This is a genomic window from Enterobacter sp. JBIWA008, assembly GCF_019968765.1.
Lineage (GTDB): Bacteria > Pseudomonadota > Gammaproteobacteria > Enterobacterales > Enterobacteriaceae > Enterobacter.
The window spans coordinates 3,790,611-3,806,474 of the sequence record NZ_CP074149.1; the positions used below are offsets into that span (position 1 = coordinate 3,790,611).

Here is a 15,864-nt window from a genome sequence, read left to right on the forward strand (position 1 = left end):
ATGACGATGACAGCTGTCGACATCAGCGGTGCGGGCCGTCAATAACGGAGTCGCGCAGGACAAGCTCGCCGGAGAAGGTTTGCTTATATTTAAACTCACCGCCGTCGAGCATGAAGATCAGGCGGCTGATGGTTTCTTTGATCATCTCCGTCACCGGAATACGCACGCTGGAAAGCGACGGCACGATGTAGGGCGCGATGGCCACGTCGTCAAAACCGATCACCGACACCGCGTCCGGGGTGGCTACGCCGCTGTCGTGAAGTTGCTTCATGGCGCCAATCGCCATATCGTCATTACTCGCCACCAGCGCCGTAAAGCGTTCACCGCGAGCAAGCAGTTCGGTCACCGCCGCCGCGCCGCTGGCGGGGTTCCACTTCCCCTGCGCAATCAGCCCCTCGCGCAGCGGAATACCGTGCTGCGCCAGCGCGTACCGGTAGCCGGAGAGACGCTCAACCCCGGTGGGAGAATCCAGCGAGCCGGTGATAAACGCGATCTCCCGGTGCCCTTTAGCAATCAGCTGCGACACCGCCTCCTGACACGAGGCTTTATGATCCGACCAGACGCTGTGGCTGCTGTTTTTCCGCAGGCGGCGGTTGAGCACCATAATGGGCTGCTCGCACTTCTCGACGATCTCATCCATCTCTTCCACGCTCAGAAAACGCGGATAGATGATCACCGCGTCGCAGCGCATATCGAGCAGGTACTGGATCGCCTCGCGCTCCTCATCCGCGCTGTGCTTGCCGTCCGCGAGGATCAGCTGCCGCCCCTTTTCTTCCGTCATGCGCGCGGCGTGAAACAGCAGTTCGCTAAAGTAGACGCCGTGATAGAGGGTGTTAGTCACCACCAGCCCCAGCGTCTGGGTACGTTTGGTCGCCAGGTTTCGCGCCAGCAAATTTGGGCGATAGCCGCTCTCTTCAATGGCCTGAAACACCCGGTCTTTGGTCTCCTGGCTGACATAGCCATTGCCCGACAGCACCCGGGATACCGTCGCTTTCGAAACGCCTGCCCGCTTCGCCACTTCAAGCATCGTGGTCATGTTGTTATTCCGTCTGAATCTGATGAAGCGCAGTGTACTGCACTGCAGAAAAATTGTCGCAGCGGCGAAATCACGCTTCCGATACCCCATTGCGATCTGCATCACGAAACGAAAAAATGGTCAAAAAGCGATCTTGTTTCATTCATAGAAACTCATGATGATTATGTGGAACCGGTTTCCTACATGTCTCACAACAATAACAGGATCACATCCGATGGCCAAAAATTACGCTGCGCTGGCGAACGACGTTATCAGCGCGCTGGGCGGCAAAGAGAACATCGTCGCCGTCACCCACTGCATGACGCGACTGCGTTTCGTTCTGAAAGACGAAACTCTCACCGACGCTGCGCGCCTGAAAAGCATCAGCGGCGTGCTCGGCGTGGTGCGCAACGACAACCAGTGCCAGGTGATTATTGGCAACACGGTTTCACAGGCGTACCGCGAAGTGGTGAGCCTGCTGCCCACAAACCTCCAGCCCGCAGCGCCGGAAGGTCCGCAGAAGATGACCTTACGCCGCATTGGCGCCGGGATCCTCGACGCGCTGATCGGCACCATGTCCCCGCTGATCCCGGCGATCATCGGCGGCTCGATGGTCAAGCTGCTGGCGATGATCCTCGAGATGACCGGCGTGCTGCCAAAAGGCGCGCCAACCCTCACAATACTGACCGTCATCGGCGACGGGGCGTTCTTCTTCCTGCCGCTGATGGTGGCGGCCTCGGCGGCGGTGAAGTTCAAAACCAACATGTCGCTGGCCATCGCCATCGCGGGCGTGCTGGTGCACCCGAGCTTTATCGAGCTGATGGCGAAAGCCGCGCAGGGCGAGCACGTTGAGTTCGCCTTTATTCCGGTAACGGCGGTGAAATACACCTACACCGTCATCCCGGCGCTGGTGATGACCTGGTGCCTGTCCTACATCGAGCGCTGGGTGGATCGCATTACCCCGGCGGTGACGAAAAACTTCCTCAAGCCGATGCTGATCGTGCTGATTGCCGCCCCGCTCGCCATCGTATTGATTGGCCCGCTGGGGATCTGGATCGGTAGCGCCATCTCCGCGCTGGTCTACACCATTCACGGCTACCTGGGCTGGCTCTCCGTCGCCATCATGGGCGCGCTCTGGCCGCTGCTGGTGATGACCGGGATGCACCGCGTGTTTACGCCGACCATCATTCAGACCATTGCCGAAACGGGCAAGGAAGGGATGGTGATGCCGTCGGAAATCGGCGCCAACCTGTCGCTCGGCGGCTCGTCGCTGGCGGTGGCGTGGAAAACCAAAAACCCGGAGCTGCGTCAGACGGCTCTGGCAGCGGCAGCCTCCGCCATTATGGCGGGGATCTCTGAACCGGCCCTGTACGGCGTGGCGGTACGCCTGAAGCGTCCGCTGATTGCGAGCCTGATCAGCGGCTTTATCTGCGGGGCGGTCGCCGGCATGGCCGGTCTTGCCAGCCACTCGATGGCGGCACCGGGGCTGTTCACCAGCGTGCAGTTCTTCGACCCGGCCAACCCGATGACCATCGTCTGGGTATTCGGCGTGATGGGGCTGGCAGTGGTGCTGTCGTTTGTGCTGACCCTGCTTTTAGGGTTTGAGGATATCCCGGTCGAAGACGAAGCTGAAAAAGCGCGCGCCCTGCAGACCGCACCGGTACAGAACAGCGCAGCAAAAGCATAAATTGAAAGCGAGGTAAGAATGTCTGTTTTTCCACAAGGATTTTTATGGGGCGGCGCGCTTGCCGCCAACCAGAGTGAAGGTGCTTACCGTGAAGGCGGTAAAGGGCTGACGACGGTCGATATGATCCCCCACGGCGCGAATCGCCTGGCGGTGAAGATCGGTAAGGAAAAGCGTTTTTCGCTGCGTGACGACGAGTTCTACCCGAGCCACGAAGCGATTGATTTTTACCATCGCTATAAAGAGGACATCGCCCTGATGGCGGAGATGGGCTTTACGGTGTTCCGCACCTCGATCGCCTGGAGCCGCCTCTACCCGAACGGCGACGAGCCGCTGCCGAACAAAGAAGGCATTGCCTTTTATCGCGCGGTATTTGAGGAGTGCAAAAAGTACAACATCGAGCCGCTGGTCACCCTGTGCCACTTCGACGTTCCGATGCACCTGGTGACGGAGTACGGCTCGTGGCGCAACCGCAAGATGGTCGATTTCTTCGCCCGCTACGCCCGCACCTGCTTCGAGGAGTTTAACGGGCTGGTGAAATACTGGCTGACCTTCAACGAAATCAACATCATGCTGCACAGTCCGTTCTCCGGTGCGGGGCTGGTGTTTGAGGAAGGTGAAAACGAGGATCAGGTGAAATACCAGGCCGCGCACCACGAGCTGGTGGCGAGCGCGCTGGCGACCAAAATCGCCCACGAGGTGAACCCGGAAAACCAGGTCGGCTGCATGCTGGCGGGCGGGAATTTCTACCCGTACTCCTGCAAACCGGAAGACGTGTGGATGGCGCTGGAGAAAGACCGCGAGAATCTGTTCTTTATCGACGTGCAGGCGCGCGGCAGCTATCCGGCCTACTCTGCCCGCGTGTTCCGCGAAAAAGGCGTGGTGATTGTGAAAGATCCTGGCGACGATCTGCTTCTGAAAAACACCGTCGACTTTGTCTCGTTCAGCTATTACGCCTCGCGCTGCGCGTCGGCGGACATGAACGCGGGCAACACCAGCGCGGCGAACATCGTGAAGTCCCTGCGCAACCCGCATATTCAGGTGAGCGAATGGGGCTGGGGCATCGACCCGCTCGGCCTGCGCATCACCATGAACATGATGTATGACCGCTACCAGAAGCCGCTGTTCCTGGTGGAGAACGGACTCGGGGCGAAGGACGAGATCGACGCCAGCGGCGAGATTAACGACGACTACCGCATCAGCTACCTGCGCGAGCACATCCGCGCCATGGGCGATGCGATTGAGGACGGCGTGCCGCTGATGGGCTACACCACCTGGGGCTGTATCGACCTGGTGGCAGCCTCCACGGGCGAGATGAGCAAGCGCTACGGGTTTGTGTACGTTGACCGCGATGACGCCGGGAACGGCACGCTGGACCGCAAGCGCAAGAAATCGTTCTGGTGGTATAAGAAGGTGATTGCGAGTAACGGGGCGGATCTGGAGTAGCCTGTTGCCCTCACCCCAGCCCTCTCCCACAGGGAGAGGGCGATGGGCCTGGTAGGCCCGCTCAGAGCTGAGAACCCCCCCCATCCCCAACCCATCCCGCAAGCCGTGAATAAACCACTTCCACCGCCTCCTTCACCGGCGGCGTCATCGGGTAATAAAACCCGACTATGTCCGGCTGGATCCCCAAAAACAGCACCTCGCCCACGTCGTCTTTAATTTGATCGACCAGGTAGTTCAGCGGCATATTGTGGGTGGTCATCATAAACATCCCGGCGATGTCCTCCGGGTCAATCAGGCGGATCTCGCCGGGGTTGAGCCCCATATCGGTGGCATCGACGATTAACAGCCTGTCCGGGCGCATCTCGCGAATGGCCACCACGTCGTTTTCCGGCGCGCTGCCGCCGTCGATAACCACCCAGCTGCCCTGCGGGTTCGCGGCGCACATCTCTGCCAGCAGCGGGCCCGCGCCGTCGTCGCCCATCATGCTGTTGCCGACACACAGTAAAACGTCAGTCACGTAATCTCCTCACCATCAGGTAGATGGCGCTCTCCTGATGAATGTCGTGCAGCATGCTAAGCAGCGTTTTGCTCCACGCCTGCTGCTCGGGGGTTTGCCTGATGAGCGCCGCGTCAAAGGCGTTGGCGAGCATCGCAATGTGGTTGGCGTCGATGACGATCTCGCCGTACTTCGGCACGCCCTCCATCTTGCGCCGCGCCGTGCTGCCCTCCTCCAGCGTGGCGATCCACGCCAGGTACTCGGGCCACGGGCAGCTCAGCGCCGCCTCCAGGCAGTCAATCACCCCGAGGTGATGCCCAATCGCCAGGCTGTAATAGACCACCTGCTGCGCCGCATCCGGCGTGGCATCGTTCTCATCAATAAACTTACGGCTCAGCTGGCTGAACACCACCGTTTCACTCATCGGATACGCGCCTCATCGACGATGCTGTTCAGGTTCGCCACGATCTCATTGAGACGCGGATCGTTCTCGGCCTCCAGCCAGCGCGCCACCTGGTGCTCGCCCTGGCTCAGCAGGCGCAGGTAATCGTCGGCAATCTGACGCCCGTAGCGATAGCCCGCCAGTTTCCGCGCCGTGCGGTCGACCTTCACCCGCAGGGGCTGCACCATGTCCGGGTGCAGAATGGCGGCCGGCTGGTTGTCCAGCTCGCCCGGCTCGCGCGCGTGGATTTTCTGCTCCAGCAGCCCGAGCGCCATCGCGAAGCCGTACAGCGTCGCGGCGGGCGTTGGCGGGCAGCCAGGAATATAGACATCCACCGGCACGATTTTGTCGGTGCCGCCCCAGACGCAGTAAAGATCGTGGAAGATGCCGCCGCTGTTGCCGCAGGCGCCGTATGAGATGCAGATTTTCGGGTCCGGCGCGGACTGCCAGGCGCGCAGCGCGGGCGAGCGCATGGCGCGGGTGACGGCCCCGGTAAACAGCAGAATATCCGCGTGGCGCGGGGACGGCACCACTTTGATGCCAAAGCGCTCGGCGTCAAACAGCGGCGACAGGGTAGCGAAGATCTCAATCTCGCAGCCGTTGCAGCCGCCGCAGTCCACGCGGTAGACGTAGGCCGAGCGTTTGATTTTTTTCAGCAGCGACGCCTTCATGCTGGCGATGGATTCGTCCACCGTCATCGGCACCGGAATGCCGTTAGCGTCGCGCGGGCCCAGTAGGTTTTCCATCAGCTGGCCTCTCTCATATGGCGGGTGATATCAATGCGGTCGGACGGCAGCAGGCACTTCTGACGCTTGCATTCCGGGCAGGTTTCAAAGCTTTCGCGGTGGTGCTCCGCGCGGACGTCGCCGTTGTGCTGCAGCAGCGCGATGGCGTAGTCGATCTCTTTCTGCACGGCGAACGGGCGCCTGCAGACGCGGCAGTTGCACAGGTCAAAGCGCGACTGCTGCAGGAAATCCTCTTTCTTCCACACCGCCAGCTCGTACTCCTGCGACAGGCGAATGGCGACCGTCGGGCAGACCTCCTCGCAGCGGCCGCAGAAGATGCAGCGCCCGAGGTTAAACTGCCAGACCAGCTCGCCGGTTTTGAGATCCGTTTCCACCGTTAAGGCGTTCGACGGACAGGCGTTGACGCAGGCCGCACAGCCGATGCACTGCTGCGGATTATGCTCCGGCTTGCCGCGAAAGTTTTTATCCACCGGCATCGGCTCCAGCGGATAACGGCTGGTCTGCGTGCCGGTTTTGATCGCTTTTTTGATAAAGGTAAACATGGCGAGTCCTTATTTCAGCGGCGAGTTCTTACGCTCGATGCTGTAGCGCTCAAGCTCTTTGTAAGGCACCACCTGGCTTTTCTTCTTGCGAACCTCCACGACGGTCATACGGTCGGTGCAGGAGTAGCAAGGATCGAGGCTGCCGATGATCAGCGGCGCATCGGAGACCGTGTTGCCGCGCAGCATATAGCGCAGGGTTGGCCAGTTGGCGTAGGTGGCCGCGCGGCAGCGCCAGCGGTAAAGCTTCTGGTTGTCGCCGGTCATGCTCCAGTGAATGTCGTCCCCGCGCGGCGCTTCGGCAAAGCCGAGGGCAAAGCGGTTCGGGATGTAGGTGAAGCCCTCCACCATCAGCGGGCCGCCCGGCAGGTTGTCCAGACCAAAGTCGATCATGTTCAGGGCGGTGAACACCTCGTTAATGCGCACCTTGAGGCGGGAGATAACGTCACAGCCCTGCTCGCTGTGCACGGTCATCGGCAGCAGGCCGTAGCCGAAGAACGGGTGATCGGCACGGGTGTCGCGGGCGTGGCCGCTGGCGCGCACCATCGGGCCGACGTTGCTGAAGTCGCGGGCGATTTCCGGATCAAGGCGGCCGATGCCAACGGTGCGCTGCTCGATGTTGGGCGTGCTGAGCAGCATGTCCACCAGCTCCTGCACGTCCCGGCGCATCTGCTGCGCCAGCTGGCGGGTCTGGATCATGTCATTTTTCAGCAGGTCGCGGCGGATCCCGCCGATCAGGTTCAGGCCGTAGGTTTTGCGCGCCCCGGTGAGGATCTCCGCCATCTTCATCGACGCTTCGCGCACGCGGAAGAACTGCATAAACCCGGAATCAAAACCGACGAAGTGGCAGGCCAGGCCGAGGTTCAGCAGGTGCGAGTGCAGGCGCTCCACCTCCAGCAGAATGGCGCGGATCATCTGCGCGCGCTCCGGCACCACGATCCCCATGCCGTTCTCCACCGAGGTGGTGTAGGCGGTGCTGTGGGCAAAGCCGCAGATGCCGCACACGCGGTCAGAGAGGAACGTCACTTCGTTGTAGCCCATGCGGGTTTCCGCCAGCTTTTCCATGCCGCGGTGGACGTAGAACAGGCGGTAGTCGGCGTCGATGATGTTTTCGCCGTCGACGAACAGGCGGAAGTGGCCCGGTTCGTCGGAGGTGACGTGCAGCGGGCCGATCGGCACCACGTTGTTCTTCTTGCTGCCAAGCTCGTTGATAAACTCGTAGGTTTCGCTGTCGGTGGTCGGCGCCGGGCGCTGGCGGTAGTCCATGCTGTCTTTGCGCAGCGGATAGAGTTCGTCCGGCCAGTCGTCCGGCAGCACCAGGCGGCGCTCGTCCGGCAGGCCGACCGGCACCAGACCGTACATGTCGCGCACTTCGCGCTCGCCCCAGACGGCGGCAGGCACGCGCGGCGTGACGGACGGGTATTCCGGCTTAGCCGGGTCAACTTCGACGCGCACGGTGAGCCAGCACTTTTCGCCCTGCTCCATCGACATCACGTAGTACACCGCATAATTGCCGCACAGCTGGCGCTCGTCGTTACCGAACAGCACCGACAGCCAGCCGCCCTGCTGGTAGTACAGAAACTCCACCACTTCCGGCAGGTAGTTCACCTTAATGGTGACGGTTATCTGGTCTTTGGTTTGCCAGGACTCCTCAAGCACCACGCCGGGGAAAGCCTGATGCAACGCGGCGAGATACTGCTGACCTTTCTTTTCTTCAGACATAAACACTCTCTTCAATCACGCCACCAGCAAGGAGACGAACGCTAAAAATGCAAAACCAAAACCGGCCCAGGTGATGCGTGACGTTTCCACAAAACGCAGGCGCGCCATGCTGTTTTCAAACAGGGCAATCACCAGCACGCCGACCAGCAGCTTGAGGGCGGCAACCACGACGGCCAGAATCAGACCGCCCGCGGAGAAGTGCGTCATCTGCCCCCACGGGAAGAAGACGCCGACAAACATCTGCAGCACCACCAGCTGTTTGAGGCTGATGCCCCACTTCAGCACCGCAAAGCCATAGCCGCTGTACTCGGTAAGCGGCCCTTCCTGCAGCTCCTGCTCGGCTTCCGCCAGATCGAAAGGCAGCTTGCCCATCTCAATAAACGTGGCGAACGCGCAGGCGCACAGCGCCAGCACCAGAGGGATCGAGCGCGCCACCGGCCAGTGGTAAACGGTGTGGGTGATAAAGCTGATGTGGGTGGAGCCCGCCACCTGCGCGGCGACCCACAGCCCCAGCAGCAGGATCGGCTCCACCAGCACGCCGAGCATCGCCTCGCGGCTGGCGCCGATGCCGGTAAACGGGCTTCCTGTGTCCAGGCCCGCAATCGCAAAGAAGAAGCGGGCGATGGCGAAGAGGTAGATCAGCGTAATCAGATCGCCGAGCGCCGGCAGTGGCGATCCCACCGTCACCACCGGCAGCGCGGTGGCGATGGTCAGCATGACGCCCACCATCACAAACGGCGTCAGGCGGAAGACCCAGCCTGCGGCGTCGGGTGCCACGCTCTGACGAGAAAGCAGCTTGAAGAGATCGCGGTACTCCTGGAGCACCCCAGGGCCGCGACGGTTGTGCATCCGGGCGCGCGCCACGCGGCTCACCCCGGAAAGCAGCGGCGCCGCAGCGAACAGCACCAGCGCCTGAAGTATTGCCAGTAACAGACTCATGTCAGGCTCCTCGTGAAATCACAATAACCACCAGCACCGCCAGCTCGATAACCGCCAGACGGCGGAACAGCACGGGCGCGGCGGCACTCTGCCAGCCGGGTACCCAGCCCACCGGGTTCAGCCAGTGGCGCAGCTTCAGCACGGCGGCGAAGTTCTCCTTCACCGGCATGGCGAAACCGTGGGCCGTGATGACCATCGACTGTTCGTGTTCGTAGCCGCAGGCCCACGCCGCACCGCGCGCGCGGGAGGCGAGCCGGTCGCGTTTGAAGAACAGCATCAGGACGAGCGGCAGCAGCGGTGCGCCAATCAGCAGCAGCGCAATCATGGGCTGAGAGACGGTGGTTTTCGCCACGGTCAGCGGCAGCGGAATAGCGTTGCCCAACAGCGGCAGCAGCCACGGCGCGGCGACGCCGCCCGCGATGCAGCACAGCGCCATCGCGACCACGCTAACGCCCATCAACAGCGGTGCGCAGCAGGCGTTTTCCGCTTCGCGGGTGCGCGGCGCGCCGAGGAAGGTCACGCCGTAGACTTTCGCCATACACATCACTGCCAGCGCCCCGGTAATCGCCAGCCCGACCGCCAGCAGCGGGCCGAGCAGGCGCGCGATGAAGACATCGCTCTGCCCGAGCGCGAAGAAGGACTGATAGATCACCCACTCCCCGGCAAAGCCGTTCAGCGGCGGCAGCGCGGCCATCGTCATCAGCCCGACCAGCATCGCCAGTGAAATCACCGGCATCTTTTTGCCAATCCCGCCGAGCTTTTCGATATCCCGATGACCGGTGCGGAACCAGACGCTGCCCGCGCCGAGAAACAGGGTGCTTTTAAACAGGCTATGGTTGACGAGATGATAAAGACCGCCGATAAAACCGGCCGCAATCAGCGCCGGATGATTGAGCGCCAGCCCGGTCACGCCCGCGCCAATACCGAGCAGGATGATGCCGATATTTTCCAGCGTGTGGTACGCCAGCAGGCGCTGGATGTTGTGCTCCATCAGCGCGTACAGGCCGCCGACGAAGGCGGTGATCATGCCCGCAATCAGCAGCACGACGCCCCACCACAGCGGCGGCTGGCCGCCGGTTAGCGTAATCGCCAGAATCCCGAACAGACCCACTTTCATCACCACCACAGAAAACAGCGCGGCGGCGGGCGCGGAGGCATTCGCATGCGCCTGCGGCACCCAGCCGTGCAGCGGGATGATTCCGGCGAGCAGGCCAAAGCCGATCGCGCCCAGCAGCCAGACGTCATTGCCCAGCGTATGGCCGTTGAGCGCAGCGAAATCCAGCGTGCCGAAACGCTGCCACACCAGCCAACAGGCCAGCGCCAGCAGCAGCGTTCCGAGGCGTCCCAGCGCAAACCACAGCTTGCCGGAGGCGCTGCAGCCCGTCAGGAACACGCCGCACAGCGCCATGATCTCCGCCATCACCACCAGCGCGCCGAGGTTGCTGGCGATAACGGTGCAGACCGCCGCCGCCATCAGCAGGTTAACCAGCAGCCCGTTAGCCCTGGCGTGCGGATGGCGGTGCCAGTCGATATTGAACAGGCTGATAAACACCCCGCACAGGCCAAAGGTCACAAGCCAGATGGCGTTCAGCGGCGTGATCGCAACGGTGTGGCGAATCAGCGGCATCACGGTCTCTGCGGACTGTCCGCCGAGCAGGACAACGCCACCTGCCGCCAGCGTCATCAGGCTAGCGACCGCCCCGCCGATCCCGGCGATCGCGCCGCTGAGAGTTTTATGGAATGAGAAGATAAGCGCCAGAACAGCGGCGGCAGCAAAACAGGCTACCGCGCTGGTAATCATCATCGCCGCGTTCATTTCGCCCCCTCGTTAAGCGCCTGTAGCAGAGAAAGGTCGCCAAAATCACTGTTGATGGTCAGCTCGCGTTTACGCTTGCTGGTACGGGCGATGTCGCGAATGTTAACCAGAATCAATGCCTTAGTCGGGCAGGTGCGCACGCAGGCCGGGCCCTCCTCGTCGAAGCTGCACAGGTCGCACTTCACCGCCACGGCGCGGATGCCGGGCACCCAGTCCAGCAGCGTGCTGACGCGTGCCGGAGCCGGCGGCGCGGGCGGGGCTTTTGGCGAGTTGGCGTTTGCCGGAATGTGCAGCGGGCGGCTGCCGGAAAATTCAATCGCGCCGAACGGGCAGGCAATGCCGCACAGCTTGCAGCTTACGCACAGGCTTTCGTTCAGCTGGACAGCGCCATCCACACGGGTGATGGCATTCACAGGGCAGACACCCGCGCAGGGGGCGTCTTCACAGTGATGGCAGAGCTGCGGGGCAGACTCTTTTTCATTACGCATGACGTGCAGGCGCGGCATGGACTGCAGCCCATGCAGGCGATGCGTTTCCGAGCACGCCGCCTCACAGGTTCGACAGCCAATACAGACCGTCGAGTCAGCAATTACAAAACGGTTCACCGGGTCATCCTCTGGTGATAGTCATTTTTGACGAAAAACTGTCTTGTCGACACTTCTCGACACACAGTAGTCAGGCCACGTTTGCTGAGGCATTTCCATCCATCAGCTGCTTCAGGTTGACCGGAAGATCGTGCTCAACGGCGGCGTACAGGCCGTTATAGACCGGCGCGATTTTTTCCAGATAGTGCTCCAGCACCTGCTGGCGATCGCGGTTGCTGACGTGGCCGTCCACCATGCCGTCGGCCATCAGCTGCGCCTTCGCAATACACTGTTTTTCGCCGTCTTTTGTCTCGAGATGGTACTCAATGGTGTGGCTGTTGAAGTTATCCGCCAGGGTAACGTTGATCGTGAAATGGCCGAAGAGGACAAAGCGCATGTCGCCCTGCGCCGCGCAGCTCATCGCGTGGTGAAGACGCGCTTTCGAGAGGGTTATGCCCTGAACCAGAGAGTTGCAGTAGAGGTGCCACTGGTCCTGCAGCTGCTGATGACGCTGCGCGATGTAATCCGCTTTTTCGCTGATTTCCCAAATAGTCATAGAAGGTATCCGTGTAATGGAGATAGCGGCTGTTAAGCAGATTCCATGCCAGTTTTTATCTTTATGATTTTAAAAGGTTTTAATTGCAAAACCGCTGTCAACGCCGCGGTGTCGACGTGTCATTTCGACAGCGTTGACATCGTCACGCCTTAACAAAAATCAAGCTGGCACCGTTATTGCATTCAATGGCGCAATTCATTGAGGAGGCGTCATGCACGAAATCACCCTCTGCCAGCGGGCTCTGGAACTTATCGAACAGCAGGCAGTGCAAAACCATGCGAAACGCGTCACCGGCGTCTGGCTGAAGGTCGGGGCGTTTTCCTGCGTCGAGACCAGTGCCCTGCATTTTTGTTTTGAGCTGGTGTGTCGCGGCACGCTGGCGGAAGGCTGCGAGCTCCATATTGAAGAGCAGCAGGCGGAGTGCTGGTGCGGGCAGTGCCAGCAGTACGTCACCCTGCTGTCATCAAAGGTTCAGCGCTGTCCGCAGTGTCAGAGCACCGGTCTTCGCATCGTGGCGGACGACGGCATGCAGATCCAACGCCTCGAAATCGAGAAGGAGTAAAGTATGTGTAGCACCTGCGGTTGCGCCGAAGGCAACCTGTATATAGAAGGGGATGAACATCACCCCCATTCCGCGTTTCGCTCCGCGCCCTTTTCACCGGCCCCGCGGCCTGCGGCGGCTTTAACCGGTATCACCTTCGCCCCGCAACGCTCCGCTGCGGGCGATCTGCACTACGGCCACGGGGAGGCGGGTACCCACGCGCCGGGCATCAGCCAGCGCCAGATGCTGGAGGTGGAGATCAACGTGCTGGACAAAAATAACCAGATCGCCGCCCGCAACCGCGCCCGCTTTGCCACGCGCGAACAGCTGGTGCTGAATCTCGTATCCAGCCCCGGCTCCGGCAAAACCACGCTGTTAACGGAAACGCTCAAACGCCTGAACGGGCGCGTCTCCTGCGCGGTGATAGAAGGCGACCAGCAAACCGTTAACGACGCGGCGCGCATTCGCGAAACCGGCACCCCGGCGATTCAGGTTAATACCGGCAAAGGCTGCCACCTGGATGCGCAGATGATTGCCGACGCCGCCCCGCGCCTGCCGCTGGCGGATAACGGCATCCTGTTTATTGAAAACGTCGGCAACCTGGTCTGCCCGGCAAGCTTTGACCTCGGTGAACGGCATAAAGTCGCTGTGCTTTCGGTGACCGAAGGCGAAGATAAGCCGCTGAAGTACCCACATATGTTTGCCGCCGCCTCCCTCATGCTGCTCAACAAAGTCGACCTGCTGCCGTACCTGAACTTCGACGTGGATAAGTGCCTGTCCTGGGCCCGCGAGGTGAACCCGGAGATTGAGATCCTGCTGGTCTCCGCCACGCGCGGTGACGGCATGGACAGCTGGCTGCACTGGCTGGAGAACGAACGATGTGCATAGGCGTACCGGGACAGATTCACTCCATCGACGGTAATCAGGCCAAGGTCGAGGTTTGCGGTATCCTGCGCGACGTCGACCTGACGCTGGTGGGCAGCAGCGATGAAAGCGGCGCCTCGCGTCTCGGCCAGTGGGTGCTGGTCCACGTGGGGTTCGCCATGAGCGTGATTAACGAAGCGGAAGCCCGCGACACGCTGGATGCCTTGCAGAACATGTTCGACGTGGAGCCGGACGTGGGCGCGCTGCTGTACGGCGAGGAGCGGTAATCATGCGTTACGTTGATGAATACCGCGCGCCCGAGCAGGTGCTGCAGCTTATCGGGCATCTGAAAACGCGCGCGGCGCTGCTGGAATACACGGCGGAAAAACCGCTGCGGATCATGGAGGTGTGCGGCGGACACACCCACGCCATCTTCAAATTTGGCCTCGACCAGCTGCTGCCGGACAACATCGAATTTATCCACGGCCCCGGCTGCCCGGTCTGCGTGCTGCCGATGGGACGCATCGACAGCTGTATCGAGATTGCCAGCCAGCCCGACGTCATTTTCTGCACCTTTGGCGACGCGATGCGCGTGCCGGGGAAAAACGGCTCGCTGCTGCAGGCGAAAGCGCGCGGGGCCGACATCCGGATCGTCTATTCGCCGATGGATGCACTGACGCTGGCGGAGGACAACCCCGCGCGCAAGGTGGTGTTTTTTGGCCTGGGGTTTGAAACCACCATGCCCGCCACCGCCATCACGCTGCAGCAGGCGAAAGCGCGCGGCGTCGGGAATTTTTTCTTCTTCTGCCAGCACATTACGCTCATTCCCACGCTGCGTAGCCTGCTGGAAGAGCCGGGAAACGGCATTGACGCCTTTCTGGCACCGGGGCATGTCAGCATGGTAATTGGCACAGACGCCTACGGTTTTATCGCTGAACAGTACAATCGTCCGTTAGTGGTCGCTGGTTTCGAACCGCTTGATCTACTGCAAGGCGTGACCATGCTGGTTGAGCAGAAAATAGCGGCCCTGAGTACCGTGGAAAACCAGTACCGCCGCGTGGTGCCGGATGCGGGAAATGAACGGGCGCAGCAGGCGATAGCCGACGTGTTTAGCGTTGAGGGCGACAGCGAGTGGCGCGGCCTGGGGTTGATTGCCGAATCCGGCGTGCGCCTGACGTCAGCCTATAGCGAGTTTGACGCCGAAGCGCATTTCCGCCCGCAGCCGCAGCAGGTTTGCGACGATCCCCGGGCCCGCTGCGGCGACGTGCTCACCGGCAAGTGCAAACCTCATCAATGCCCGTTATTTAGCAACACCTGTAACCCGCAAACGGCGTTTGGCGCGCTGATGGTCTCCTCCGAAGGGGCGTGTGCCGCGTGGTATCAGTATCGCAACCAGGAGAGTGAAGCATGAATACGGTTGAAATGGCGCACGGCAGCGGCGGACAGGCGATGCAGCAGCTGATAAACCGGCTGTTTATGGAAGCTTTTAACAACCCCTGGCTCGCTGAACAGGAAGACCAGGCGCGCATTGACCTCGCCCCCCTCACCGCGCTGGGCGACAGGCTGGCCTTCTCCACCGACAGCTACGTGATTGACCCGCTGTTCTTCCCCGGCGGCGATATCGGCAAGCTCGCCGTCTGCGGCACGGCCAACGACGTGGCCGTCAGCGGCGCCATTCCGCGCTATCTCTCCTGCGGGTTTATCCTCGAAGAGGGGTTACCTATGGAGACGCTCACGGCAGTCGTCAACAGCATGGCGCAGACCGCGCGCGAGGCGGGGATAGCCATCGTCACCGGCGATACCAAAGTGGTGCAGCGCGGCGCGGCCGACAAGCTGTTTATCAACACCGCCGGCATGGGGGCGATTCCCGCCGATATTCACTGGGGCGCGCAGCGGCTTAGCGTGGGCGACGTGCTGCTGGTGAGCGGCACGCTGGGCTGCCACGGGGCGACCATCCTTAACCTGCGCGAAGGCCTGGGGCTGGACGGGGAACTGCACAGCGACTGCGCGGTGCTCACCCCGCTGATCCAGACGCTGCGCGGTATTTCCGGCGTGAAAGCCCTGCGGGACGCCACGCGAGGCGGCGTGAATGCCGTCGTCCATGAGTTTGCGGCAAGCTGCGGGTACGGTATTGAACTGACCGAGCGCGACCTTCCTGTAAAAACCGCCGTGCGCGGGCTGTGCGAGCTGTTGGGCCTCGACCCGCTAAACTTTGCTAACGAAGGCAAGCTGGTAATCGGCGTTGAACGCACGGCCGCGGAAGCCGTTCTTGAACAGCTGCGGGCTCATCCGTCAGGAAAAGACGCGGCAATAATCGGCGAAGTGGTTGAGCGCAAAGGGGTGCGCCTGACCGGGCTTTATGGCGTGAAGCGGACGCTGGATCTGCCGCACGCGGAACCCTTACCCCGTATTTGCTAGAACCGCGCTAAAAGCGGTCAGCACTGAATGTCTCTTTTTTGCCAGTTTCTATTGGA

The 15,864-nt window shown here is 61.4% G+C and carries 17 protein-coding genes; 7 read left to right on the forward strand and 10 right to left on the reverse strand.

All coding sequences use genetic code 11. The features are described from left to right. Nucleotides 1–22: 22 nt before the first annotated feature. A complete protein-coding gene (locus tag KGP24_RS18315; RefSeq protein WP_223561372.1) occupies nucleotides 23–1,036 on the reverse strand; it encodes a LacI family DNA-binding transcriptional regulator in 1,014 nt (337 codons plus the stop codon). A gap of 214 nt (nucleotides 1,037–1,250) precedes the next feature. On the opposite strand from KGP24_RS18315, the gene ascF reads away from it, so the two are divergent. Next, complete coding sequence (ascF, locus tag KGP24_RS18320; RefSeq protein WP_223561373.1) at nucleotides 1,251–2,702, forward strand: PTS cellobiose/arbutin/salicin transporter subunit IIBC; 1,452 nt, start codon at nucleotides 1,251–1,253, stop codon at nucleotides 2,700–2,702. An 18-nt stretch (nucleotides 2,703–2,720) separates the two neighbouring features. Continuing rightward, a complete protein-coding gene (locus tag KGP24_RS18325) occupies nucleotides 2,721–4,145 on the forward strand; it encodes a 6-phospho-beta-glucosidase (protein ID WP_223561374.1) in 1,425 nt (474 codons plus the stop codon). Between the two features lie 61 nt (nucleotides 4,146–4,206). On the opposite strand, the gene hycI is transcribed toward KGP24_RS18325, so the two are convergent. The 9 genes from hycI to hycA all read right to left on the reverse strand — a co-directional run bounded on the left by hycI (nucleotide 4,207) and on the right by hycA (nucleotide 11,985). Next, the gene (gene hycI / locus KGP24_RS18330) at nucleotides 4,207–4,662 is read right to left on the reverse strand and encodes a hydrogenase maturation peptidase HycI (RefSeq protein WP_223561375.1); all 456 of its coding nucleotides are present in this window, start codon (nucleotides 4,660–4,662) and stop codon (nucleotides 4,207–4,209) included. Further along, nucleotides 4,655–5,065 carry a formate hydrogenlyase maturation HycH family protein gene (locus KGP24_RS18335; RefSeq protein ID WP_223561376.1) on the reverse strand — a complete coding sequence of 137 codons (411 nt, stop codon included), beginning with the start codon at nucleotides 5,063–5,065 and terminating at the stop codon, nucleotides 4,655–4,657. The genes hycI and KGP24_RS18335 overlap by 8 nt, the downstream gene beginning before the upstream one ends. Next, complete coding sequence (locus tag KGP24_RS18340; protein ID WP_223561377.1) at nucleotides 5,062–5,829, reverse strand: NADH-quinone oxidoreductase subunit B family protein; 768 nt, start codon at nucleotides 5,827–5,829, stop codon at nucleotides 5,062–5,064. Before KGP24_RS18340 ends, KGP24_RS18335 begins: the two co-directional genes overlap by 4 nt. Next, nucleotides 5,829–6,371, reverse strand: coding sequence for a formate hydrogenlyase complex iron-sulfur subunit (locus KGP24_RS18345; protein ID WP_223561378.1), 543 nt, complete (start codon nucleotides 6,369–6,371; stop codon nucleotides 5,829–5,831). The genes KGP24_RS18340 and KGP24_RS18345 overlap by 1 nt, the downstream gene beginning before the upstream one ends. A gap of 9 nt (nucleotides 6,372–6,380) precedes the next feature. Continuing rightward, the gene (locus KGP24_RS18350) at nucleotides 6,381–8,090 is read right to left on the reverse strand and encodes a hydrogenase large subunit (protein ID WP_223561379.1); all 1,710 of its coding nucleotides are present in this window, start codon (nucleotides 8,088–8,090) and stop codon (nucleotides 6,381–6,383) included. Nucleotides 8,091–8,105: 15 nt separating this feature from the next. After that, nucleotides 8,106–9,029, reverse strand: a complete 924-nt coding sequence (locus KGP24_RS18355) for a respiratory chain complex I subunit 1 family protein (protein WP_223561380.1) — start codon at nucleotides 9,027–9,029, stop codon at nucleotides 8,106–8,108. 1 nt (nucleotide 9,030) lies between these two features. Then, entirely contained in the window at nucleotides 9,031–10,845 is a 1,815-nt protein-coding gene (gene hycC / locus KGP24_RS18360) for a formate hydrogenlyase subunit 3 (protein WP_223561381.1), read from the reverse strand. After that, complete coding sequence (locus tag KGP24_RS18365; RefSeq protein ID WP_223561382.1) at nucleotides 10,842–11,450, reverse strand: 4Fe-4S dicluster domain-containing protein; 609 nt, start codon at nucleotides 11,448–11,450, stop codon at nucleotides 10,842–10,844. Before KGP24_RS18365 ends, hycC begins: the two co-directional genes overlap by 4 nt. 70 nt (nucleotides 11,451–11,520) lie before the next feature. Continuing rightward, nucleotides 11,521–11,985, reverse strand: coding sequence for a formate hydrogenlyase regulator HycA (gene hycA, locus KGP24_RS18370; protein WP_029739532.1), 465 nt, complete (start codon nucleotides 11,983–11,985; stop codon nucleotides 11,521–11,523). Between the two features lie 211 nt (nucleotides 11,986–12,196). Here hycA and hypA point away from each other — a divergent pair, with 211 nt between their 5' ends. The 5 genes from hypA to hypE are packed head-to-tail and all read left to right on the forward strand — an operon-like array spanning nucleotide 12,197 to nucleotide 15,808. Then, nucleotides 12,197–12,547, forward strand: a complete 351-nt coding sequence (gene hypA / locus KGP24_RS18375) for a hydrogenase maturation nickel metallochaperone HypA (protein ID WP_032640821.1) — start codon at nucleotides 12,197–12,199, stop codon at nucleotides 12,545–12,547. Between the two features lie 3 nt (nucleotides 12,548–12,550). Then, nucleotides 12,551–13,414 (forward strand): hydrogenase nickel incorporation protein HypB, encoded by an 864-nt coding sequence (gene hypB, locus KGP24_RS18380; RefSeq protein WP_223561383.1) that lies wholly within the window; start codon nucleotides 12,551–12,553, stop codon nucleotides 13,412–13,414. Continuing rightward, the gene (locus tag KGP24_RS18385) at nucleotides 13,405–13,677 is read left to right on the forward strand and encodes a HypC/HybG/HupF family hydrogenase formation chaperone (RefSeq protein WP_047348042.1); all 273 of its coding nucleotides are present in this window, start codon (nucleotides 13,405–13,407) and stop codon (nucleotides 13,675–13,677) included. The genes hypB and KGP24_RS18385 overlap by 10 nt, the downstream gene beginning before the upstream one ends. Before the next feature lie 2 nt (nucleotides 13,678–13,679). Then, entirely contained in the window at nucleotides 13,680–14,801 is a 1,122-nt protein-coding gene (hypD, locus tag KGP24_RS18390) for a hydrogenase formation protein HypD (protein WP_223561384.1), read from the forward strand. Next, the gene (hypE, locus tag KGP24_RS18395) at nucleotides 14,798–15,808 is read left to right on the forward strand and encodes a hydrogenase expression/formation protein HypE (protein WP_223561385.1); all 1,011 of its coding nucleotides are present in this window, start codon (nucleotides 14,798–14,800) and stop codon (nucleotides 15,806–15,808) included. Before hypD ends, hypE begins: the two co-directional genes overlap by 4 nt. Nucleotides 15,809–15,864: the final 56 nt, after the last annotated feature.